General features: G+C 51.7%; 17 protein-coding genes. 6 read left to right on the top strand and 11 right to left on the bottom strand.

From position 1 onward, the window contains the following. Nucleotides 1-310 precede the first annotated feature (310 nt). The 4 genes from EFA69_RS18740 to EFA69_RS18725 all read left to right on the top strand — a co-directional run bounded on the left by EFA69_RS18740 (nucleotide 311) and on the right by EFA69_RS18725 (nucleotide 7,573). On the top strand, nucleotides 311-2,779 hold the full coding sequence (locus tag EFA69_RS18740; RefSeq protein ID WP_123134916.1) for a type IA DNA topoisomerase: 2,469 nt from the start codon (nucleotides 311-313) through the stop codon (nucleotides 2,777-2,779). 317 nt (nucleotides 2,780-3,096) lie between these two features. Further along, nucleotides 3,097-4,089 carry a LysM peptidoglycan-binding domain-containing protein gene (locus EFA69_RS18735; protein WP_123134583.1) on the top strand — a complete coding sequence of 331 codons (993 nt, stop codon included), beginning with the start codon at nucleotides 3,097-3,099 and terminating at the stop codon, nucleotides 4,087-4,089. Nucleotides 4,090-4,199: 110 nt separating this feature from the next. Continuing rightward, nucleotides 4,200-4,979: a TIGR02757 family protein gene (locus tag EFA69_RS18730; protein WP_123134582.1), complete on the top strand. Its 780-nt coding sequence runs from the start codon at nucleotides 4,200-4,202 to the stop codon at nucleotides 4,977-4,979. Between the two features lie 185 nt (nucleotides 4,980-5,164). Then, a complete protein-coding gene (locus EFA69_RS18725; protein ID WP_123134581.1) occupies nucleotides 5,165-7,573 on the top strand; it encodes an endonuclease MutS2 in 2,409 nt (802 codons plus the stop codon). Between the two features lie 105 nt (nucleotides 7,574-7,678). On the opposite strand, the gene murB is transcribed toward EFA69_RS18725, so the two are convergent. Both murB and EFA69_RS18715 read right to left on the bottom strand, forming a co-directional pair. Further along, complete coding sequence (gene murB / locus EFA69_RS18720) at nucleotides 7,679-8,698, bottom strand: UDP-N-acetylmuramate dehydrogenase (protein WP_123134580.1); 1,020 nt, start codon at nucleotides 8,696-8,698, stop codon at nucleotides 7,679-7,681. 158 nt (nucleotides 8,699-8,856) lie between these two features. Further along, nucleotides 8,857-10,149, bottom strand: coding sequence for a sugar MFS transporter (locus EFA69_RS18715; RefSeq protein ID WP_123134579.1), 1,293 nt, complete (start codon nucleotides 10,147-10,149; stop codon nucleotides 8,857-8,859). Between the two features lie 239 nt (nucleotides 10,150-10,388). Between EFA69_RS18715 and EFA69_RS18710 the strand changes: the two genes are divergently transcribed. Further along, nucleotides 10,389-11,561, top strand: coding sequence for a THUMP domain-containing class I SAM-dependent RNA methyltransferase (locus EFA69_RS18710; RefSeq protein WP_123134578.1), 1,173 nt, complete (start codon nucleotides 10,389-10,391; stop codon nucleotides 11,559-11,561). A gap of 65 nt (nucleotides 11,562-11,626) precedes the next feature. Here EFA69_RS18710 and EFA69_RS18705 read toward each other — a convergent pair whose 3' ends face one another. From EFA69_RS18705 to EFA69_RS18690, 4 genes are all read right to left on the bottom strand, one after another. Continuing rightward, on the bottom strand, nucleotides 11,627-12,439 hold the full coding sequence (locus EFA69_RS18705) for a DUF4349 domain-containing protein (RefSeq protein WP_123134577.1): 813 nt from the start codon (nucleotides 12,437-12,439) through the stop codon (nucleotides 11,627-11,629). A 207-nt stretch (nucleotides 12,440-12,646) separates the two neighbouring features. Continuing rightward, nucleotides 12,647-13,951, bottom strand: coding sequence for a UDP-N-acetylglucosamine 1-carboxyvinyltransferase (murA, locus tag EFA69_RS18700; protein ID WP_123134576.1), 1,305 nt, complete (start codon nucleotides 13,949-13,951; stop codon nucleotides 12,647-12,649). 6 nt (nucleotides 13,952-13,957) lie between these two features. Continuing rightward, on the bottom strand, nucleotides 13,958-14,611 hold the full coding sequence (locus EFA69_RS18695) for a DUF4290 domain-containing protein (protein ID WP_123134575.1): 654 nt from the start codon (nucleotides 14,609-14,611) through the stop codon (nucleotides 13,958-13,960). 184 nt (nucleotides 14,612-14,795) lie between these two features. Beyond that, a complete protein-coding gene (locus EFA69_RS18690) occupies nucleotides 14,796-17,033 on the bottom strand; it encodes an ATP-dependent helicase (RefSeq protein WP_123134574.1) in 2,238 nt (745 codons plus the stop codon). Nucleotides 17,034-17,359: 326 nt separating this feature from the next. Here EFA69_RS18690 and EFA69_RS18680 point away from each other — a divergent pair, with 326 nt between their 5' ends. Beyond that, on the top strand, nucleotides 17,360-17,935 hold the full coding sequence (locus EFA69_RS18680; RefSeq protein WP_123134572.1) for a DUF3109 family protein: 576 nt from the start codon (nucleotides 17,360-17,362) through the stop codon (nucleotides 17,933-17,935). Between the two features lie 147 nt (nucleotides 17,936-18,082). Here EFA69_RS18680 and EFA69_RS18675 read toward each other — a convergent pair whose 3' ends face one another. From EFA69_RS18675 to EFA69_RS18655, 5 genes are all read right to left on the bottom strand, one after another. Further along, nucleotides 18,083-18,958, bottom strand: coding sequence for a DUF6340 family protein (locus EFA69_RS18675; RefSeq protein ID WP_123134571.1), 876 nt, complete (start codon nucleotides 18,956-18,958; stop codon nucleotides 18,083-18,085). Between the two features lie 116 nt (nucleotides 18,959-19,074). Then, nucleotides 19,075-20,418: an acetyl-CoA carboxylase biotin carboxylase subunit gene (accC, locus tag EFA69_RS18670; protein ID WP_123134570.1), complete on the bottom strand. Its 1,344-nt coding sequence runs from the start codon at nucleotides 20,416-20,418 to the stop codon at nucleotides 19,075-19,077. A gap of 267 nt (nucleotides 20,419-20,685) precedes the next feature. Continuing rightward, entirely contained in the window at nucleotides 20,686-21,177 is a 492-nt protein-coding gene (gene accB, locus EFA69_RS18665; protein ID WP_123134569.1) for an acetyl-CoA carboxylase biotin carboxyl carrier protein, read from the bottom strand. A 4-nt stretch (nucleotides 21,178-21,181) separates the two neighbouring features. Then, nucleotides 21,182-21,745, bottom strand: a complete 564-nt coding sequence (gene efp / locus EFA69_RS18660) for an elongation factor P (RefSeq protein WP_123134568.1) — start codon at nucleotides 21,743-21,745, stop codon at nucleotides 21,182-21,184. Nucleotides 21,746-21,868: 123 nt separating this feature from the next. Continuing rightward, entirely contained in the window at nucleotides 21,869-22,867 is a 999-nt protein-coding gene (locus EFA69_RS18655; RefSeq protein WP_123134567.1) for a beta-ketoacyl-ACP synthase III, read from the bottom strand. Nucleotides 22,868-22,899: the final 32 nt, after the last annotated feature.

The raw sequence follows: 22,899 nt of genomic DNA, 5'->3' as shown, positions 1-22,899 counted from the left end.
TGTTTTTTAGTTTAAGGTGAATGATGGTTTCTCCTGATGCCACCAAAGGCACCGGCTATTATATACGGGGGCATTTTGGCATGGTTAAGTAGAAATACTAAAATGTGTGGAAGCGCCTCTGGGCTTGAGAAAGCGATTAAGGAGTATAAGTGTTTGATAAATAATTGCTAAAGTAAACCGCTTTTTCAGTGAGGAAATTTTATAATATAGGTAATGTTATATATGTGGCGGCCGAGGTTTGCGTTGGGCAAAGCCCTCGGTTTTGCGTACCTTTGGGGTTCGTTTTTTACCTGCTTTCCTTTACATAGCCTTGAAACTCTGCATCGCCGAAAAACCAAGTGTAGCCCGTGAAATTGCCCAAGTCCTTGGTGCCAAAACCAAGCGCGACGGCTTTTATGAGGGAAACGGATACCAGGTTACCTGGACCTTCGGGCACTTTTGCCAGCTCTGCGAACCAGATGACTATAACCCCCACTGGAAGCGGTGGCACCTGCCAGACCTGCCGCTGGTGCCAGACCGCTTTGACATTAAACTCATTGGCAACAAAGGGGTAGAACAGCAGTTCAACGTGATTAAAAAGCTGCTGGAGACCGCCGAGGAAGTGATTAACTGCGGTGATGCGGGGCAGGAGGGCGAGGTCATTCAGCGGTGGGTTTTGCACCAGGCCAAGTACCGCAAACCCTTTAAGCGCCTCTGGATTTCTTCGCTCACGGAGGAAGCCATCCGGCAGGGATTTGCCCAACTGCGGGAGGGAAAAGAGTTTGACCAGCTCTACCACGCCGGTAAAAGCCGTGCCATTGGGGACTGGTTGCTGGGAATTAATGCCACCCGGCTGTTTACCTTGAAATACGCCCAGGGAAGGCAACTGCTCTCTTTGGGCCGGGTGCAAACGCCTACCCTGGCCATGATTGTGCACCGGCACCTGGAGATCCTCAACTTTAAGTCTGAACCGTTCTGGGAACTGAAAACGGTTTACCGGGAAGTAACCTTCAGCAGCACCTCGGGTCGCTTTAAAGACGAAGCCAAAGCCCAGGCGGTACTGGAGCAGATCAAACCCGCCGAGTTTGAGATCAAGGACGTGGAAACCAAACGCGGCACCGAGAGTGCCCCGCGTCTCTTTGACCTTACCTCTTTGCAGGTGGAGTGCAACAACAAGTTCGGTCTGTCAGCAGATGAGACGTTGAAGACCGTGCAGAGTCTCTACGAGAAGAAGGTAGTCAGTTACCCCCGGGTAGATACCACTTTCCTACCCGATGATATTTACCCCAAGATCCCCGGCATTTTAAGCGGCCTGCACCAGTACCAGCACCTCACGCAGGAACTGCTGGGCAAGAAAATCAGGAAATCGGCGAAGGTGTTCAACAATAATAAAGTAACTGACCACCACGCCATTATTCCCACCGGCACAGATGCCCGCAGCCTTTACGGAACGGAGGCCAAGGTGTTTGACATTGTGACCAAACGTTTCATTGCGGCCTTCTACCCAGATTGTATTGTGAGCAACACCGTGGTAAACGGGGAGGCGGCACAGCATGCGTTCCGGGCGAAAGGGAAGCAAATTCTGGAGCCCGGCTGGCGCGTGGTCTACGGACCCGAAGAAAATACCACAACCCCTAAACCGGCGGCCAAACCAACCGCGGAGGGCGAGGAGAAGGAAGAAGAACTGGCCGTGCTGCCTCACTTTGAGGCGGGGGAACGGGGGCCGCATGAGCCGCTGCTGGAACGTAAATCCACCAGTCCGCCCAAAGATTTTACCGAGGCAACGTTGCTGCGCTCCATGGAAACTGCCGGTAAGCAGGTAGAGGACGATGAACTCAAGGAGGCGCTCAAGGAAAACGGGATAGGCCGGCCTTCCACCCGCGCGGCCATCATTGAAACCTTGTTCAAGCGCAACTACATCCGGAAGGAGAAGAAGAAAATCCTGCCCACCCAAATGGGCATTGATCTGATCCAGGTAATCAAGAACCCTACGCTCAAGTCTGCCGAGATGACCGGGCAGTGGGAGAAAAAACTGCGGCAGATTGAGGGAGGGGAGTTCAAGGCCGATGATTTCCTGCATGAGTTGAAACAACTGGTCTGGGAGATGGTGCAGGAGGTAAAGCAAGACCACCATACCGTTACTTTGCAGCCCGCCGCAGAAGCTTCGGCCAAGGCACCGGAGAAAGAGCCCGCCAGAAAAGGCGAAAAAAAGAAAAAAGAGCCCCTAAACGCCCCGGCGGCTCCGGCTGGTCTGGGGAACTGCCCCGCCTGCGGCACTGGTCACATCCTGAAGGGGAGCCAGGCCTACGGTTGCGCCCGTTTTAGGGAAGGGTGCCAGTTCCGGCTGCCCATGACGTTCAGCGGAAAACCCCTGACGGAGAAACAGGTGCAGTCGCTCCTAAAGAAGGGCAAAAGCCCGGTGGTGAAAGGATTTGTGGATGAGGCCACCGGCGAGAAGTATGACGCGGCGTTTACTTTATCCTCCACCCATGCGCTTCAACTGGAAAAGGCGGAGCCCAAAGAGCAAAAGCCGATGGTCATGATCTGCCCCAAGTGCAGCCAGGGGCAAATGCTCAAAGGCAAAACGGCCTATGGCTGTAGCCGCTTCCGGGAAGGTTGTCAGTTTACGGTACCGTTTGAGATCCATGGGAAAACGCTCTCAGACACCCACATCAAAGCCTTGGTGCTCAAAGGGAAAACCGGCAAGATCAAAGGGTTTACCTCGCCCAAAACCGGCAATACTTTTGAGGCGGCCCTTAAGCTGAACGAAGAATATAAGGTAGTGTACCTATTTGACTAAGACATCGCCCACCGGGAAGTGCAGACACTAATGGGGGTAGGGGAATCTGGTTTGGCGCTGATTCTGGAAAAACGGCCGCTAAACGCGAAATTTATCTTGTTGGGCTTGGGGTAAGGCGGAAAAGGAGCAGACCGTGGGTTTCTGAAATTTTTGTAACTTACACCCTCGCGGCTGTTCAGTAAGAGACATCCCCTCCCAGATGGGGCATGACAAGACAGGCCTGTTGAAAAGCAGACTTTTTTAGGAAGTACGGAGCTTTTAGAATAAGAGTTGTAAAGGCCTTACGTTATTGTAGTTGATTTAAAGTAGTTGAGTTCATGTTGAAGAAGTTTGTATTTGTTTTTGGTTGCCTTTTGGTTTCGTACGGTACCGTCTCCGCTGAGACCCTGTTCCCCCGCGACTCCACCGGGGTGAAAGTGCAGAACGGAAAAACCTTTATCACCCACAAAGTAACCCCCGGCGAAACTTTATATGCCTTGTCGCGCAAGTATGGCGTTTCAGTTAACCAGATTGTGGAGGCGAACAAGAGCGTGAACAAAGCGCTGTTGGTAGGGCAAACCGTCCTGATTCCCATGAAAACGGCCAGTACCAGCACCGGTAACTCTTCCAGCAGTACCGTAGCCGCTACCCCGGCCGCCGCGACCCCAGCTCCAGCAACTGCCAGTCCTGCGGCTAATCACACTTATGAGATAGATGCCAAAGGCAATAAGATGCACAAGGTGCAGGCCCGCCAGACGCTGTTTTCCATTGCCAAGCAACATGAAGTAACCGTAGAGGACATCAAGGGCTGGAACAAGCTGCCTACCAATACCGTGAAAGTGGGCCAGAACCTCATTGTAGGCGTGGGCGCGAAAGCCCCGGCGCAGACAGCGGCCAGCGCCAAGGTCTATGTGCCCGAATCTGATGACGTGGTAACCACCGCTAAGAAACCAGCCCCTGCCGCTGCTCCGGTGGCTTCGGCACCGGCTACTCCGGCTGCGCCAGCCAAAACAGCCGAAGCTGATGATGATAAACCCGCTTCCAAAACCTCTGAATATGTTTCAAGAGTAAATGAAAGCGGCATGGCCGAACAGATTGAGCAGCGCTCAGACGCCAACAAGTTCCTGGCCCTGCACAAAACGGCTCCCGTAGGAACCATTATGGCGGTAAAGAACCCTATGAATGACCAGACCGTTTACGTGCGCGTGATTGGGAAACTGCCCGCCACCGGTGAAAACGATAAAGTATTAGTGAAGCTCTCCAAAAAGGCCTGCCAGCAAATTGGCGCCGTTGACAAACGATTCAGGGTGGAGGTATCTTACATGCCCTAAGCGTTTAGCGGCTGTTTTTCCAAAAAGAGGCAAAAAACGGAGCGTAACTGGCTCCCGTTTTTTGCCTCTTTTTCCGTTACACCTTTATTAAAAGTAGACCCTATTCTTTTATGTCATACACGCCTGCCCAGGTCAAAGCCCTGCTGGACGACCGTTACCTCCGCTACAACACCACCGCTTTCATTGCGCCAGATCCGGTTTCCATTCCGCATCTGTTCAGCCAGAAGCAGGACATTGAGATTGCCGGATTCTTTGCGGCCATTCTGGCGTGGGGGCAGCGCAAAACCATCATCAATAAATGCCGTGAACTGCTCCAGCGCATGGACAACGCGCCTTTCCAATACATCACGCAGCACCAGGACGATGATCTGAAGCAACTGCTAGGGTTCAAGCACCGCACGTTCAATGACACTGATCTACTGTACCTGGTCTACTTCTTCCGGTGGTTCTATGAGCGGCACCAAAGTTTGGAAGAAGCTTTTCTGGGAGATCCTGCCCATCCACTGAAAGACCAGAAAGCGCGGTTAGAATACTTCTATAACTTGATATTCTCTTTGCCTGAGGCACCGCACCGCACCCGCAAGCATATCTCCACCCCAGCCAAAAAGTCGGCGTGCAAGCGCATCAATATGTACCTGCGCTGGATGGTGCGGCAAGATAGTAGGGGAGTAGACTTCGGGATTTGGCAGCAGATGTCGCCCGCTGATCTGGTTTGTCCCTGCGATGTGCACGTGCAGCGGGTGGCCCGGCGTTTGGGTTTGATCCAGCGAACCCAATCAGATTGGGCCATGGCCGAGGAACTTACCCAGAACCTCCGGCAGTTTGATCCCACAGATCCCGTGAAGTATGACTACGCCTTGTTTGGTTTAGGAATAGAGGAGAAGTTCTGATTTGTGTCTTTAGTGGTTTATATATGTTAAGTAGTAACATAAAGAAGACGGTAAATTTTTCCCTGAATAAGGAACATCCCGCACCTGAACCATGTTCTACAATGCTGGTCAATGCCGTATTTAAGCTACTTTTGCGAAATCGGGCTTAAAACCAGAGGAATAGAACTAAGAAAAAAACAATAGACTTGATATATCCATCAAATTTTGAACAGAAGATAGGGTTCAGTCAGATCAGAGAGATGTTGGCTGAGGCCTGTTTGAGTCCGTTGGGACGTAAATTCGTGGAGCGCGTGTCGTTTCTGGATCGGTTTGATCTGGTGCAGCGGCTGTTGCAGCAAACGCATGAGTTTGCCAACATTTTGCGCGCCGGCGAAGACTTCCCTTCCCAATACTATTTTGACGTAACCGAGCACCTGAACCGGGCCGCTCTGGAAGGAGCTTTTCTGGAGGTGCGGGGCGTGTATGAGGTGAAAATGTCTTTGCGAGCCATCCGGCAGGCGCTGGGCTTCTTTGTGGAGGCTGAGGAAGGTGAGTACTCGGCCCTGAAAGCTTTGACCGAAGGCGTGGAGGTAGACCGTCAGCTGGTGGCAGCCCTGGAGAAACTGGTAGACGACAGCGGCAACGTGAAAGATGATGCCTCGCCGGAGCTCCAGCGCGTGAAGCGCGACCTTATTGGTCAGCAGACGCAGTTGCGCAAGCAGATCAGCAGCATCATGCGCCATGCCAAGAACGAAGGCTGGACTCCCGCCGATGCGGAGCCTACCGTACGCGGCGGTCGGTTAGTGATACCAGTAATTGCAGAATATAAGCGCCGCATCAAAGGCCTGATCCATGATGAATCGGCAACCGGCCAAACGGTTTATCTGGAGCCTGAGAGCGTTTTTGAGCTGAACAATGACATCAAAGACCTGGAGAACGCGTATCACCGGGAGCTTATCCGTTTGCTTACGGCGGTTACCAATCAGATCCGGCACCATCTGCCGGCCTTAAAGAGAGCGTATCAGTTTTTGTCCCTGCTGGATTTCATCAGAGCCAAGGCGGTGGTGGCCAACAGACTAGGAGCTATCATGCCGGAGCTGCACAAGCGCCCTCTCATGAAGTGGAAGAATGCCCGGCACCCTATCCTGCACCTAACTTTGCAGGCCCAGGGTAAGCAAGCAGTGCCCCTTTCCTTGGAACTGGAGCAGGACCAACGCATTCTGTTAATCTCAGGACCCAACGCCGGGGGTAAATCGGTGGCCATGAAAACGGCGGGGCTTTTGCAATATATGCTGCAGTGCGGCTTGCTCATTCCGGTGGCCGAAGGTTCTGAGGCCGGTTTATTCCATGACATTTTCCTGGATATGGGCGATGAGCAATCCATTGAAAATGATCTGAGTACGTACAGCTCGCACCTGCAGAACATGAAGCAGTTTGTGCTGCTAGCCGATAAAAAATCATTGGTGCTCATTGACGAGTTCGGGACGGGTACGGAGCCTGTGCTGGGTGGAGCCATAGCCGAGGCGGTGCTGGGGCAGTTGCACCAGCAAAAAGTATTTGGCGTGATCACCACCCACTACACCAACCTCAAGAACTTCGCGGAGAAAAACGAAGGCATCGTGAACGGCGCCATGCGGTACAATCCGGCGGAGCTGCAGCCGCTGTACCAGCTGGAGATTGGCAAACCTGGTTCTTCCTTCGCGCTGGAAATCGCCCGTAAAATCGGCTTGCCGAAGAACATCATTGAGAAGGCGGGTACGCTGGTAGGGAAGGAGAAGATCAGGTATGACAAGCTGCTGGAGCAACTGGAGCAGGAGAAAACGGATTTTGAGCGCCAAAATGCAGCCATCGCCAAGCAGGAACGCAAACTGCAGAAAGCGGTAGAGGAATACTCGGCCCTGAAGCAGCACCTGGAGGAAAGCAAGCAGGACATCATCCGGACGGCCAAAGGACAGGCCAAACTGCTCCTGAAAGATGCCAACCAGCAGATTGAGAGCACCATTGAGCAGATCAAGCGCAGCCAAGCAGATAAGGAGCAGACCAAGGCGGCCCGGCAGCAATTAGACGCGTTCAAGGAGAAACTTACGCCAGAACCCAAACCGGTCTTCCGGCGGAGCGGCTCGGTGCCTATCGGCCCGTTGCAGCCCGGTGAGCGCGTGGCTTTGATAGGACAGGATTCCGTAGGTGAGCTGCTCGCCATCAAAGGCAAAACCGCTGAAGTCAGCTTTGGCGGCCTCAAGACCATTGTGAAGCTGGAGAAACTGGAGCGCCCAGACCCGAACGTGGTGCGTGAAAAAGCCAAAAAGGAGAAAGAGGCAGCCACCGCTACCGTTCCTTCCAAAGGCCTGGATGTGACCCAGCGCATGGCCGATTTCCAGTACACCCTGGATGTGCGCGGCCAGCGCGCCGAAGAAGCCTTGACCACCGTGATGAATTTTATGGACGATGCCATCATGTTGGGCATGCCCGAAGTGAAGATCATCCACGGGCGCGGCAACGGCATCCTGAAGCAGATCATCCGGGATTACGTGCGTACGCTCAGAGAAGTGGCCAGCGTGAGTGATGAGCACATTGAGCGCGGCGGAGACGGCGTCTCTGTCATCGTTTTGAAATAAACCTGTTTAGAGGCTCTTTTTCCAAAAATAGCCCCTAAACGTAACTCCATAGAAAAGGGGAACCGGTAATTGCCGGTTCCCCTTTTCTATGGAGTTTAACTCACTTTAGATGATGTTTACCTCAGGCGTAAGCGTAATCCCAAATTTCTCCTGCACAGAGGCAATGATCTCGTAGGCCAGAGCTTTTACCTCATTACCAGATGCACCGCCGTAATTCACCAGAACCAGGGCTTGGTCTTTGTGCACGCCATGTTTGCCTAGTACTTTGCCTTTCCAGCCGCACTGCTCAATGAGCCAGCCCGCTGGTACTTTGACCGTTTCCTCATCAATGGCATAACCGGGCATAGAAGTGTATTCTGCTTTCAGCTGGGCAAACTGAGCCGCCGGTATCTCTGGGTTCTTGAAGAAAGAGCCCGCGTTTCCAATCTGCGCCGGATCTGGCAACTTGCTTCTCCTGATATGGCACACCGCATCACTAATAGCTCTGATGCTCAACTCACTCACCTGCTGTTGCGCCAGCGTGTCCTGAATGGCTCCGTAAGACGTATTGAACTGGTGCTCCCGGGTGAGTTGGAGAGTGACGGAAGTGACAATGAACTGGCCCTTGGCTTCTTTTTTGAACACGCTCTCGCGGTAGCCAAAACCGCACTGTTCCCGGTTAAAGGTTACCAACTGGCCAGTGGCAATCTCCAGCGCCTCCAGAGAGTGGAAGGTGTCTTTTAACTCCACGCCGTAGGCACCTATGTTCTGCAAAGGGGCGGCCCCCACCGTGCCCGGAATAAGGGAAAGGTTTTCAATGCCCCCTAAATCATGCTCCAGCGAGTACAACACCAGTTCATGCCAGGTTTCACCGCTCCCCGAGGTCACCAGTACATGGGCTCCGTCCGGGGCTGGGGTTTGGCGAATGCCTTTAATGCGGTTAAGAAGAACGGCTGCCTGTATATCCTGCGTGAAGAGCACGTTGCTGCCTCCGCCCAACACCAGCAGGGGAAGGTGTTGCACCTCGGGGTGCTGCAGCAGTGCCCGCAGTTCCTCCACCGACGTGAACGTAGCCAGTACTGATGCCTTTGCTTCAATTCCGAAGGTGTTATAAGCCTGAAGCGATGCCTCTCTTTGAATTTCCATAATGTGTGCGTGGTACAATGGTGCGCAAAAGTACGCAAACAGGTGCTGAAAGCGTAACAGTTTTTCCGGGACGAAGTTAAAACAGAAAGCCGCCCCTGCAACAGGGGCGGCTTTCTGTTTAGCGGCCGTTTTTCTAAAAACAGGCCTAAACTGGAATATTATCTAGTTCTGATTTTATATCCGCTGGTGGCAAAGTACAGGATGAACAAGTAGCAAGGAGCCATCATCCAGTAGGCTTGCTGCGGGTTCACAATATCGGCCAGGAAACCATACAGCAGGGGCAGCAAGGCACCACCGGCAATACCCATAATTAACAGGGAAGAGCCCATTTTAGTGAAGCGACCCAGATCAGCGATGGCCAGCGGGAAGATAGCGGGCCACATGAGGGAGTTGGCCAGGCCAAGCAGCGAAATGCTCAGCACCGAAACGTACCCATCGGTGAAAATGGCAGACAAGGTGAAAATTACGCCTACTATCGCGCAGATTTGCAGGGCTTTCTGCTGGCTCAGGTACTTAGGAATAGCGATGATACCAATGATGTAACCGGCAATCATGGCCCAAAGGGTGAAGGAGGTGAAACGGGTGGCTTCGTCCAATGGAATGCCCTGGCTGGAGGCATAGCTGATAACCGTATCGCCGGCCATTACTTCCACACCCACGTACAGGAACAAGCTCAACGCGCCCAGCACCAGGTGCGGGAACTGGAACACACTGGTTTTACCGGTGTTGGCGGCGGCCACAGTTTCGTCTTCCTGCTCAGTGTCTACCTCAGGTAAACCAGAGAAATACGTGAACACGGCTAAGGCCACCAAGGAAGCCATAATCACCAAATAAGGAGTAATCACACGGGAAGCAAGTTCATCCAAGCCCTGGGTGCGTTGGGCCAGATCCATGGTCTCCAGATTGGTCACCAGGTCATCGGCGCCAGCCAAAAGAATGGAACCCAATACATAAGGAGCGGCAGAACCGGCAATCTTATTGCAGATACCCATGATGCTGATGCGCTTGGCGGCACTCTCGGCCGGACCAATGATGGAAACGTAGGGGTTCACGGCTGCCTGAAGCACCGTTAAACCGGTTCCCTGCACAAAAAGGCCCAAGAGAAACAGCCCATACGTACGCGACATGGCCGCGGGAACGAAGAGCAGGGCTCCAGCCGCAATAATGAGCAGACCCGCCGACATTCCTTTTTTGTAGCCGGTTTTTCTAAGCAGCCAACCCGCCGGAATGCCCATCACCAGATACGCGATGTAAAAAGCGAACGCAACCAGGTAAGACTCAAAGTTATTTAACTCACAGGCAATTTTGAGATAGGGAATTAGAACTGAGTTAAGCCAGGTCACAAACCCGAACACAAAGAACAAAGCCCCAATGATGGCCATGGAGCGGGCATAGTTATTCTGGGGTGGGGGGGCAATACCCGCCGAAGGGGAGGAAACGGTTTTAGACATAAGAGGTAATGCAGATAGGTTTAGGCATGTTTTCCAATATTAGGAAACATTTTTTTTTTGTTAACTATTTAGCCCCAAACTTTCTAAATTTTTATTCTATCTGCCGCTTAAACATTAAAATAAATTGTTTAAATATTTCGAAAGGGAATTCGAAAGGAATTAAAAACTACAATTTCTCCATCTTTTTTTTCCGAAATTGCGCCACAATTCATCCCGCACCCGCACAACCGTACGCATTTATGGCCAAATCTAAATCATCTGCTAATTTCAACATGACGGCAACCACCCTGGCAGGCCTGGAGGAAGTCTTGGCTCAGGAACTCCGTGATTTAGGGGCCCAGTATGTGAAACCGGGCGTGCGGGCGGTGACCTTCAGCGGAAACCAGTACCTGTTGTACCAGGCCAATCTCTGGTGCCGTACCGCCATCCGGATTCTGAAGCCGTTTGCGCAGTTCAAAGCCAGAGATGAGAAGGAGCTGTACCTAAAGGTGCGGGAGCAGGACTGGAGCCGGTTCATGGGTGTGAATGATACGTTCGCGATCAACGCGGTGGTGTCCCGCTCTACGTTTGAACATTCGCTTTTTGTATCGCAGTTGACCAAAGATGCCATTGTAGACCAGTTCAGAGACAAAACCGGGCAACGCCCCAGCGTAGATGTCGCCACGCCAGACGTAAGAATAAACCTGCACATGCACGAGAACATTGTCACGTTGGCCTTGGACTCATCAGGAGATTCTCTGCACCGCCGGGGGTACCGCCAGCAGACGAACGTGGCGCCGCTGAACGAGGTGCTGGCCGCCGGCATCTTGCTGTTAAGCGGTTGGGACCGGAAATCGCCGCTCTATGACCCCATGTGTGGATCAGGGACCTTTCTGACGGAGGCGGCCATGCTGGCGCACAACATTGCCCCGGGCGTGTACCGCCGCGACTTCGGGTTTATGCGTTGGCCAGATTATGATGCCGCCCTTTACCAGCGGGTGTACCAAGATGCGCTTGCCCAGGAAGATGCAGACGCCGAGGTGGAAATCTTCGGTTCAGACATTGATCCCGATTTTGTGGAAGCCACTTTCCAGAACCTGGAATTTGCCGAACTGGACCAATACGTACGGGTGAAGGAGCTCAATTTCAAAGAAGCCACCAAACCCGTAGACAAAGGTATTCTGGTCATGAATCCGCCGTACGGAGAGCGCATTGGTGACGAGAACGAAATCAACGACCTCTACAAAATGATTGGGGATACCCTGAAAAGTGGTTTCCAGGAGTGGGACGCTTTCATTTTCACCGGTAACCTGGAAGCCGCCAAACACATTGGATTGAAGCCCTCGCGCCGGATTCCGCTTTACAATGGACCCATTGAGTGCCGCCTGTTTAAGTATGAGCTCTACCGGGGCAGCAGGAGAGAAAAGGAGTAACCAGTGTTTATAGCTGACTTTCTGTTTAGGGGCTGTTTTTGGAAAAACAGCCCCTAAACAGAAAGTCAGATTAATCTGCGGCGGCGCAGCAGGTACAACCCGCCGCCCAGCAAAAGCAGGGGCCAGAGGTAACACAAGCCCACTAATAGAGAAAGGAACATCTGCCACCCGGTGCCAAAGGCGTTGTAGAATCTGGTGCCTAAGCCAATGCGCTCCGTAAAACTCAAGGGTACCAGCTGGTATATCTCCAGTTTAATGGTGCTGTAGGCGGTTTGGTTTTTCAGGTAGTGCAAACGGGCATCGGCGCTTTCTATCTCTTCCCGCACCTTCAGCAAGTACTGCTCTACCTCTAGTATTTCATTGATGTTTTTGGCTTGGTTCAGGAGTGACAGGTACCGCTGTTCTACTGCTCTCTTTGCTTTCAGGCGTGCCTGCACGTCTACGTATTCCACCGCTACGTCTTCAGATGCCAGATTCCGGTACTCCAGCTTTACGCTTTCTTTTTCCAGTTCCTCCAGTAGAGTCGTAAACTGCTCTGGCTTCACCCGTATCTCAAAGTTCATGACCTGCTCATCTTGCGCCTGTTGTTGCGAGGTGTTAGCCAGGATGGCATTATGCTTTTTCACGGCGTTCTCAATGCGTTGTGTGCTGTTTGCCAGATCTTTTACCTGAAACTTGACTTGGGCGTCTTTGATGAGCATCTGCTTTGCTGGAGTAGCTTCATTGTTGGCACCGTCTGGAGCGGCGGCATCGCTGGCTTGAGCAACGGCTGCTACCTCATTGGCAGAAGGCGTTTCCTGTTTGCCCGAGCAGCCCCCGAAAAAGAACACAAGCAGCAATAAGCCGCCGAAAAGGAAAGTCTGATAGTTTGTTCTCATAGCCGTCTTATTTTCCTTTTAATGCGTTCAGCATCAGGTTGGTAACCCAAAAAGAAAGAACAATATTGAGTTAGAGAATTACGTTTAGGGGCTGTTTTTCCAGAAATTAACCCAAACCAGAGGCAGGAGGAAATCTGTCTGTTATGCGTTTAAAACGAGAAAAGGAGCCTTGTTGGGGCTCCTTTTCTGCTCAAAAATAAATGTGGTTTAGAGACGCGTAATCTGCGCACCTAAGGCATTGAGGCGGCCGTCAATGTTCTGGTAACCGCGGTCAATCTGCTCAATGTTGTGGATCACGCTGCGGCCCTCGGCCGAAAGCGCGGCAATCAACAGGGCAACCCCCGCTCTAATGTCTGGCGAAGTCATGGAAATACCACGCAGTGGTACTTGTTTGTTCTGACCGATCACGGTGGCGCGGTGCGGATCGCAGAGGATGATCTGGGCACCCATGTCAATGAGTTTGTCCACGAAGAACAGGCGGCTCTCAAACATCTTCTGGTGAATGAGTACGGTTCCTTTGGCCTGGGTAGCCACCACCAGCGCGATGCTCAGCAAGTCTGGGGTAAAGCCTGGCCAGGTATGGTCAGAAACAGTTAAGATACTGCCGTCAATGTAAGTGTCAATCTCGTATTGGTCCTGGGCTGGAATGAAGATGTCATCGCCCCGGAACTCCATTTTGATTCCTAACCGCTGGAACGTGTCTGGAATCAGACCCAATTCCCGTATCTGCGCATCTTTGATGGTGATCTCAGAACCGGTCATCCCCGCCAAACCAATGAAAGAGCCAATCTCAATCATGTCTGGCAGCATGCGGTGCTCAGTTCCGCCCAGTTTCTCCACGCCTTCAATAATGAGCAGGTTAGATCCTATGCCCGTTATTTTGGCGCCCATTCTTACCAGCATTTTGCAGAGCTGTTGTAGGTAAGGCTCACAGGCGGCGTTGTAGATGGTGGTAATGCCTTCGGCTAGAACGGCAGCCATTACAATGTTGGCGGTTCCGGTCACGGACGCTTCGTCCAGGAGCATGTACGTGCCTTTCAGATTTTTGCCTTCCAGGTGGTAAAAGCTGTCATTGGCATCATAGGTGAACTTGGCACCTAGTTTCTCAAACCCGATGAAGTGCGTGTCTAGCCGTCTGCGGCCAATTTTGTCTCCGCCGGGTTTCGGCAGTTTCGCCACGCCAAAACGGGCCAGCATTGGCCCTAAGATCATGACAGAACCTCTGATGGCACGGGCCTGCTCAATAAATTTGTCAGTAGTGAGATAGTCCAAATTCACCTCCTGGGCCTGGAACACGTAAGTTTCCGGCGCGGTCTGTTCTACCTGCACACCCATGTCACGCAACAGCTCAATGAGTTTGTTCACGTCCCGGATGTTGGGGATATTGGAAATGGTTACTGGCTCTGGCGTGAGGAGAACGGCACAAAGGATTTGCAGCGCCTCGTTCTTTGCTCCCTGCGGGATAATTTCACCGTGTAAAGGACGGCCACCTATTACTTCAAAAGAAGCCATGTGTTCTTATTTATTCTTGCCTCGGTTCTGATTCTTGTTCTGGTTGTTCTTGTACTTCTGGTTGTTGTTCTGATAGTTGTTGCCTTGGTTCTGAGGCGCTTTGATGGTGCTCTCAAACAGGTTGCCTTTTTCCAGAAGCTTGGGGTCCAGGTCTAATTCCCCGCCAGATAACTCGCGCAGGTTCTCCAGGATCACCTCATCTGTCACGCTGTCTTTGTTGTAGGTGCGGTACAGCACTTTCATGAGCTTGCCAATGGAGATGATAGCTCCCTCGCGCTCCTGCGGATCGTTGATTTGTTTGGCTTTGTCCAGCAGACGCTCCAGATTGGTGCCGTAGTGCTTGTACTTGGGGTTCTGGGTTGGATAATCCACGCGCTGCGGTTTATCATTGAGGTATTCCATTGCGCTGAGCTGGAAAGGCGCATCAACGTCCAGCTGCCCGTCTGACATCACGTACAAGTGGTTCCAGAGCGTCTGTTGGGCATCCTGAATGTCTTTCACGTTGGGGTTAAGCCGGCCCATGAGGTTCACCAGCAATTGCGCCAATTGGGTGCGTTTGGTTCTGTCCTCCACCGTAAGGATGTACTGCACTATGTTCTGGACGTTGCGGCCGTACTCCCGCAGCAGAAGCTCTTGTTTAAAAGTGGAACTGGCTACCATATAGATGGATTGTGTTGCTGAGTCAAAATTAGAAAAATTTTAGGGGTATCACGTAGCAAGTATCAAGTATCAGGATAAAAGATTTCGCGTTTAGGGGCTCTTTTTGGAAAAACAGCCCCTAAACGCGAAATGACTTCTAAAGCAACCTGTGTCTTGCTACTTGATATGTGCTACCTGATACGCTTTACGCATGTATACGTAGCTTGGCGAAGCTCAGGAGCAGGGTTTTCTCTCCCACACCCTCAAAGTTGATGATGGCTTTGGTAGAGTTGCCCTGGGTGTCCATTTTAGCCACCACGCCAAACCCGAACTTAGGGTGCTCTACGCGCATGCCTGCCTGTAGGTTAGACGTGTCACTGGGGGTAAAGTCAGCGGGCGGGGTGTAAGACGGTGCGGCAGTAGGCTTGCGGGCGGGGGTGATCAACTGCGCGGCCGGGGTTTTGCGCTGTAGGACTTTCTCTAACGGCCCGCGCTCATCCCCGAATTTGAAGTTAAGGAACGTAGGGTCAATCTCATCAATGAAGCGACTCTTCTCGGCGGCCCGCAGATTACCCCACTGGTAGCGGCTGGTGGCGTAGGAGAGGGTCAGTTTTTTCTCGGCGCGGGTAATGGCCACGTAAAACAGACGGCGCTCCTCTTCCAGATCGGCGCGGCTTTGCAGCATCATCTGGCTGGGGAACAGGTTTTCCTCCATGCCCACAATGAACACGTTCCTGAACTCCAGACCTTTGGCCGAGTGAATGGTCATCATGGTCACGTACTCGCCTTCCTCTTCCTTTTTGGTGTCGGCATCGGTGAGCAGGGCAATGTCCTGGAGGAACAGGGCCAGCGACTTGTCTTCCTTCTCCGGATCGTCCACGAACTCCTTGATGGCGTTCAGCAACTCCTGGATGTTCTCATAGCGGGCCAGCCCCTCCACCGATTTATCGGCGTACAGATCATCTACCAGCCCGGAATGTTTCGCAATATAGGTGGCAGCTTCAAACGCGTCTTTCTGCTCGGCTATAACGGCAAAGCTTTTGATCTTGGTGGCGAAGTCATCAATGGCGGCCCCGGCTCTTCCGCCCACCAACTGGTTGGCGTGGCTCACTACTTCCCAGATGCTGTGGTTGGTTTCATTGGCCGTGACAATGAGTTTCTCTATGGTGGTGTCCCCAATACCGCGCTTAGGGTAGTTGATGACCCGGCGCAACGCCTGCTCATCATTGTGGTTGATGGCCAAACGCAGGTACGAGATTAGGTCTTTAATCTCCTTGCGCTGGTAGAAAGACAGGCCACCTACAATGCGGTACTTGATGTTCATCTTGCGCAAGGCCTCTTCCATGGCCCGGCTTTGCGCGTTGGTGCGGTACAGAATGGCGAAATCTTCATAGGAGAGGTGCTGGTTCATTTTCTCCTCAAAGATGGCGTGGGCCACCAGTTTGCCTTCCTCGTTATCTGAACTGGCTTTGATCACGTCTATCAGCTGACCTTCCTCGTTTTCAGAGAACACGCTCTTGCGCAGCTGCGCCTTGTTATTCTTGATCACGGAGTTTGCGGCCTTCACAATATGCTGGGTAGAGCGGTAGTTCTGCTCCAGTTTGAACACCTCCAGCTCCGGATAGTCGCGCTCAAAGTTGAGGATGTTCTGGATGTCTGCGCCCCGGAAGGCATAAATACTTTGCGCATCATCACCTACCACGCAGATATTGCGGTCTTTGGCAGACAGCTTGCGGGTAATCAGGTACTGGGAGTAGTTGGTATCCTGGTACTCATCTACCATCACGTATTTGAAGATGTGCTGGTATTTGTTGAGCACATCCACGTGGTCTCTGAACAGCACGTTGGTGTTGAACAGAAGGTCGTCAAAGTCCATGGCCCCGGCTTTGAAGCAACGTTCGGCATAGGTTTTGAAAATCTGCCCAATCTTAGGTCTCAGCGCTGCCTCGTCATCGGCCTGGATGGCGGGGTCCCGCAGGTACTGCGCCACGGAGATGAGTTTGTTTTTGGCCGCCGAGATTCGGCCCAGCACCACATTGGGTTTGTAGAGCTTATCGTCCAGGTTCATCTCCTTCACAATGTTCCGGATGAGCGTTTTAGAGTCATCAGAATCATAGATGGTGAAGTGGCTGGGATAGCCAATCTTCTGGGCCTCGGCCCGAAGGATACGGGAGAAGACGGAGTGGAAGGTGCCCATCCAAAGATTCTTGGCCTCGGGCCCCACCACTTTCTCAATCCGGCCGCGCATTTCCTTGGCGGCCTTGTTGGTAAAGGTAAGGGAGAGGATGTTAAACGGATCAACGCCTTTTTCCAGCAAGTGCGCGATGCGGTAGGTAAGCACCCGGGTCTTGCCGGAGCCCGCACCGGCGATGATCATACAAGGGCCTTCGGTATTTAAAACAGCAGCGCGCTGTGACTCATTCAGGAGTTTTAAGTAATCCATGTGTACGAAAGGTTCTTTCTTGTAGAAGGAACACAAAATTACGAAAGAAAGGTCGCATTCTGCTCAGAAGCTTTGGTATTCACTGCTCCATTTCTTGGACCATCCTTCCGCTGCCCAAAGGAGGAGGCACCCAAGCTCTTGTTCTGGGCCATTCGCCTCGCGTTTACGGTGGGTGATAGATGGGGTAGGGAAGAAGCAGCCGTTTTGGGCCTTTTTTCAGAAAAAGAGCCGCTAAACGCATTTGCCGTCTTGCACACTTTGCGCTAAGGCTTTGCGGCCGAACTTAAATAGCGGTACTTTTGTCTTTCTGCTAAAAGAATTAGCTCATGATTGTACTGCAAAATACTGTTCTCTCTGACGACCTCAAAGACAAGTTCTTTGTCTGTAACCTAGAGAAATGCAAAGGGGCCTGCTGCGTGGAAGGAGACCTGGGCGCCCCTCTGGACAAAGAAGAACTCCCGCTCTTAGCCGAGGTTTATGAGCACGTAAAACCCTACATGTCTGCGGAGGGAGTGAAAGCCGTTACGGAACAAGGTCTCTACGTAGAAGACTTTGAAGGGGACTATAGCACGCCCACCATTGGCGACCGCGAGTGCGCCTACGCCATCTATGACGATAACCTCACGCTCAAGTGCGCCATTGAACAGGCGTACCTGGATGGTAAGATCTCCTGGAAGAAACCCATTTCCTGCCATCTGTACCCCATCCGGATCACGAAGTACGACGGGTTTGAGGCCCTGAACTACGACCGCTGGGAAATCTGCAACCCCGCCTGTTCCTTCGGGCAGGAGTTGGGCGTGCCGGTGTACAAGTTCCTGCGCGAGCCTTTGATCCGGAAATTCGGCGAGGAATGGTTCAATGAACTGGATGAGCTGGTGGCTAAGGAAGCATTGGTCAAATAAGATACTCCTCTTGATAATCAAACTCCCGTTTAGGACCTGTTTTTCCAAAAACAGGTCCTAAACGGGAGTTTTGTTTTAATGGGTTTGGCTCAGGTCAGCCAACAGGAAATGGGCTTTCTTCAGACCCGCTTTTCGGGCCACTTCGGCCTATTTTCTGGCCTCTTCAAGGTTACCCTGAACCTCATGGATAACAGCAAGGTTGTAAGCGGCTTTCCCGGCTAGGGATGTGGATTTTCCCTTGGCAAGCGGGACTAGTAGCTCTGAAGCTTTTTCCCACTCATACAGCCTGATGTATTCGGCTGCCTGGGCAAGTTCTTTCTGGTGGAAGTATTCTTTGGTAATGGTGAATTTGGTAGGGTAAAACCTGTCGGCGTACATTTTGCCGGTGATGGCAGCATTGCGGTTCACGGCCTCGCCGGCATTTGCCATGGCTGGGCCAATGGCAAGCAATCCACTAATAACACCTCGGCTGCCGTAAGGTTCGCTGTGCGTAAGCGTGGCTTCATCCAAGAGTTCTCCCTCTTGGGTATACAGTCTCCATTTGGTGGAGACCACCAGGAAATAATCAGCGATTTTTGAGACATTGCCTTGCTCATCCTTTTCACGGGTCACGGAAGCCTGGTCCATATAGGCATCCAAGGTGTCCAGCACCAGCAGGAGGGAAGCGTTGTACTCGCGGCAGAGCTGTTGTGCCTTCGCTTTAGTTATCAGCCGGTCCGCAACAGGTTTCTGTAAAAACAAGCTTGTATCTGCCAGCACCACCTGAAAGGTAGTGTCTAAGGCTAACTCATGCCGCACGGCTTCCATCGCGTTTATGGCCCCGTCTCTAAACACCTCAACTTTTCGCTCTTTCTTATAAGGCAGAAGAGACGCATCATAGCGCTGAACCAAGAGAATCCTAGCAATCTCGTCGGGGATCTGCACTATGGCGGGTTCCTCTCTGTCTAAATATAGGACTGAGGTGCAGCTGGAAAGAAAAAGACAGAGGCAGGCTATGACCAGGCGGGGGGAATATGTTTTCATGCAGTACTATTTCATGTAAGGGTACTTTGTAAACAGCTTATGCTCGCTTTACCCCTATCTGCAAAATGAAAAAAGCAGCTTTGGAGCTGCTTTTTTCATTTTATCTGAGGCTTAGGTTAAACCTGAGTGAAATCGTAGCTATCCAGATAGCTGGTCGTGAAATCTCCCTCGTTGAAGTTCTTATCATCCATCATGGCCAGGTGGAACGGAATGGTGGTTTTCACCCCTTCAATCACAAACTCACTCAAGGCGCGCTTCATCTTTACAATGGCTTCTTCCCGGGTCTGGGCGCTTACAATCAGTTTGGCAATCATGGAGTCATAGTTGGCCGGAATGGTGTAGCCCGCATATACGTGCGTGTCTACGCGTACCCCGTGGCCGCCCGGTATGTGCAACACGTTGATCTTGCCGGGGCTTGGACGGAAACCGGCTTTCGGGTCCTCAGCGTTGATCCGGCACTCAATGGCGTGCATCTGTGGGTAGTAGTTTTTACCCGAAATAGGAACGCCAGCGGCCACTTTAATTTGCTCTTTGATCAAGTCATAGTTCACTACCTCTTCTGTGATAGGATGCTCCACCTGAATACGGGTGTTCATCTCCATGAAGTAGAAATCTTTGTGCTTGTCTACCAGGAATTCAATGGTACCTACGCCTTCGTAGTTGATCGCTTTAGCCCCGGCAATGGCCGCCTGGCCCATTCTTTCACGCAGTTCATCTGAGATGAACGGAGAAGGAGTTTCCTCAATCAGTTTCTGGTGGCGGCGCTGGATGCTGCAATCCCGCTCAGATAAGTGGCAAACATTGCCAAATTGGTCACCCACAATCTGGATCTCTATGTGGCGGGGTTCCTCCACAAATTTCTCCAGATACATGCCGTCATTCCCGAAAGCCGCTTTGGCTTCCTGGCGGGCATCATTCCAAGCCTTATCAAATTCTTCCGCAGATTTGATGATCCGCATACCGCGTCCACCACCACCGGCGGTAGCTTTGATAATCACCGGGTACTTGATCTTTGCAGCCAGTTTTTTGCCTTGCTCCGCAGAAGTAAGCAAGCCGTCTGACCCCGGAATGGTAGGCACCCCAGCTTTTTTCATGAAATCCTTAGCCGATGATTTATCGCCCATGGAGTTAATCATTTCTGGACTGGCACCAATGAATTTGATACCGTTCTCGGCGCAGATTCTGGAAAATTCGGCGTTTTCAGAAAGGAAACCGTAGCCTGGGTGAATGGCGTCTGCATTGGTGATTTCTGCGGCGGCAATCAAATTAGGGATGTTCAGGTAAGACTGCGCGCTGGGAGCGGGACCGATACATACCGCTTCGTCTGCGAAACGAACGTGTAAGCTTTCTTTGTCGGCGGTAGAATACACAGCTACCGTTTTAATTCCCATCTCTTTGCACGTCCGGATTACCCTAAGCGCAATTTCACCACGGTTGGCGATTAGTATTTTTTTGAACACTTCTTTTTAATTAAGAATTAGAAATTAAGAATTAAAAATTGAAGAACCAGCCGTCTTTCATTCCTTCACAACCAAAACTGTTAGGTTATATTCTAGTGATGCTCCCTGTTTTCTGGCTTATTTTTTAGAAAAGAAAACCAAAAGCGGGGAGCATCGCTAGCAATGACTTATTTATCTGGTGAAGGTGAGAGCCAGAAAGGTTCTTTAAACTAAAGAATTATGAAGAGAAGGCTCATTCATAATTCTTAATTTTTAATTCATAATTATTTAGCTGGGATCTACCAAGAACAACGGCTGGTCGTACTCCACTGGGGAGGCATTGTCTACCAACACCTTCACAATACGGCCAGAAACTTCAGATTCAATCTCATTGAACAGTTTCATGGCCTCAATGATGCAGATTACCTGACCTTTTTTCACCTCATCACCTACGTTTACAAAGGCAGGGGACTCTGGGTTAGCAGAGCGGTACAGCGTGCCTATCATTGGCGCTTTGATGGTGATGTATTTGCTGGTGTCATCAGCAGCCGGCTGGGCTGGCGCAGCCGGAGCGGCTGCGGCAACCGGTTGTGGTGCCGGAGCCGCAATCTGTGGGGCAGGGGCCGGAGCCGCGGCAGGGGCAGCCCCAGACACGAATTTTACTTTTTGGCTAGCTTCGCGTTCCACTGAGATTTTGAATTCTTCCGTCTCAATGTCCACTTTATTCAGGCCTGATTTCGCGATGAAATCAATCAGTTCTTGGATTTCCTTTGCTTTCATAGTTCTATTTTACTCGTTCGGCGTAGGTATAGGTACGCGTATCTACCTTAATTTTTTCATCTTGCCCAATAAACAGCGGGACAGAGATAGTAGCACCGGTTTCTACGGTGGCTGGTTTTGAAGCGTTGGTGGCAGTGTCTCCTTTGATGCCAGGCTCTGTATACGTGATGGTAAGCTCTACGTAGGTAGGCAATTCAGCCGTGAGCGGAGTCTCGGTTTCAGCGTGGAAAAGGATGGTCACTTCCTGGCCTTCTTTCATGAGGTCTGCGAATGGAACCAGCTTCTCGTTCAAGGTCACCTGCTCAAAATTGTTCAGGTCCATGAAATTGTAGCCATAGTCATCTTTGAAGATGAATTGGTGCGGACGCTGCTCCACCCGAGCCGTGGTTACTTTTACACCGGCGGTAAACGTGTTGTCTACTACTTTACCGGTTTTGATATTCTTCAGTTTGGTACGAACAAAGGCTGGTCCTTTACCTGGTTTCACGTGCTGAAACTCAGTGATGAGCCATAAATCGCCGTTAAATTCAATGCAAAGCCCGTTGCGGAAATCAGCGGTGGTTGCCATAGTTGTGTGTGCGTTTCGGTTTAAGATGTCGGCGGGTTTTTCCCGTTTTGACATAAAAAAATTCGGCCAAAGATAGCCGAATTTTTTTATTCATTTTAGAAAACTGTCTTAAAAACGAAGCGATTACTTAGGATCATATGCCCACTTCAGGTAAATAGCACCCCAGGTGAACCCGCCGCCAAAAGCAGCCAGCACTAAGTTGTCGCCTTTCTTCAGCTGTTTTTCGTACTCCCACAGGCACAGCGGGATAGTACCGCTGGTGGTGTTGCCGTATTTCTGGATGTTGAGCATCACTTTATCAGGACCAACGCCCATACGGTTGGCGGTGGCGTCAATGATGCGCTTGTTGGCCTGGTGAGGCACTAACCAGGCAATGTCATCGGCGGTGAGGTTGTTGCGCTCCATCACTTCGGCAGAAACATCGGCCATGCCCTTTACGGCAAATTTGAATACCTGCTGGCCTTCCTGGAAAGCGTAATGCTCCCGGCGGGCCACAGTCTCTGCGGTGGCTGGTCTGCGGCTGCCACCGGCTTTCATGTGGAGGAACTGAGCACCGGTGCCGTCAGACTTCAGGATGCTGTCCTGAATGCCCAGGCCTTCGGTGTTGGGTTCCAGCATCACGGCGCCGCCACCATCACCGAAGATGATGCAGGTAGCACGGTCTGTATAGTCTACAATGGCAGACATCTTATCAGCGCCTACCACAACCACTTTCTTATACTTGCCAGTCTCCACAAACTGGGCGCCGGTGCTCAAGGCAAATAAGAAACCGGAGCAGGCGGCCTGTAAATCATAACCAAAGGCGTTTACGGCACCCACCTCGGCGCAGATAATGTTGGCCGTAGCCGGGAATACCATGTCTGGGGTGGTGGTGGCGCAGATAAGTAAATCTACTTCCTCTGGTTTGGTGTTGGTTTTTTGGAGAAGCTCCAGTACCGCCGGAATGGCGATGGCCGATGTTCCCTGGTCTTCGCCCTTCAGGATGCGCCTTTCCTTGATGCCCGTGCGGCTAACGATCCATTCGTCGTTGGTTTCTACCATTGTCTCCAACTCCTGGTTGGTTAACACATACTCTGGGGCATATCCGCTCACACCGGTGATCGCGGCGGTAATTTTGCTCATATTGTTCTGAAGGATTGTCTGGTGAAGGAGCG

The organism is Rufibacter immobilis, assembly GCF_003721565.1.
Taxonomy (GTDB): domain Bacteria; phylum Bacteroidota; class Bacteroidia; order Cytophagales; family Hymenobacteraceae; genus Nibribacter; species Nibribacter immobilis.
The sequence above is the reverse complement of the archived record's forward strand: the minus strand, read 5'-3'. Positions and strand labels throughout refer to the sequence as shown.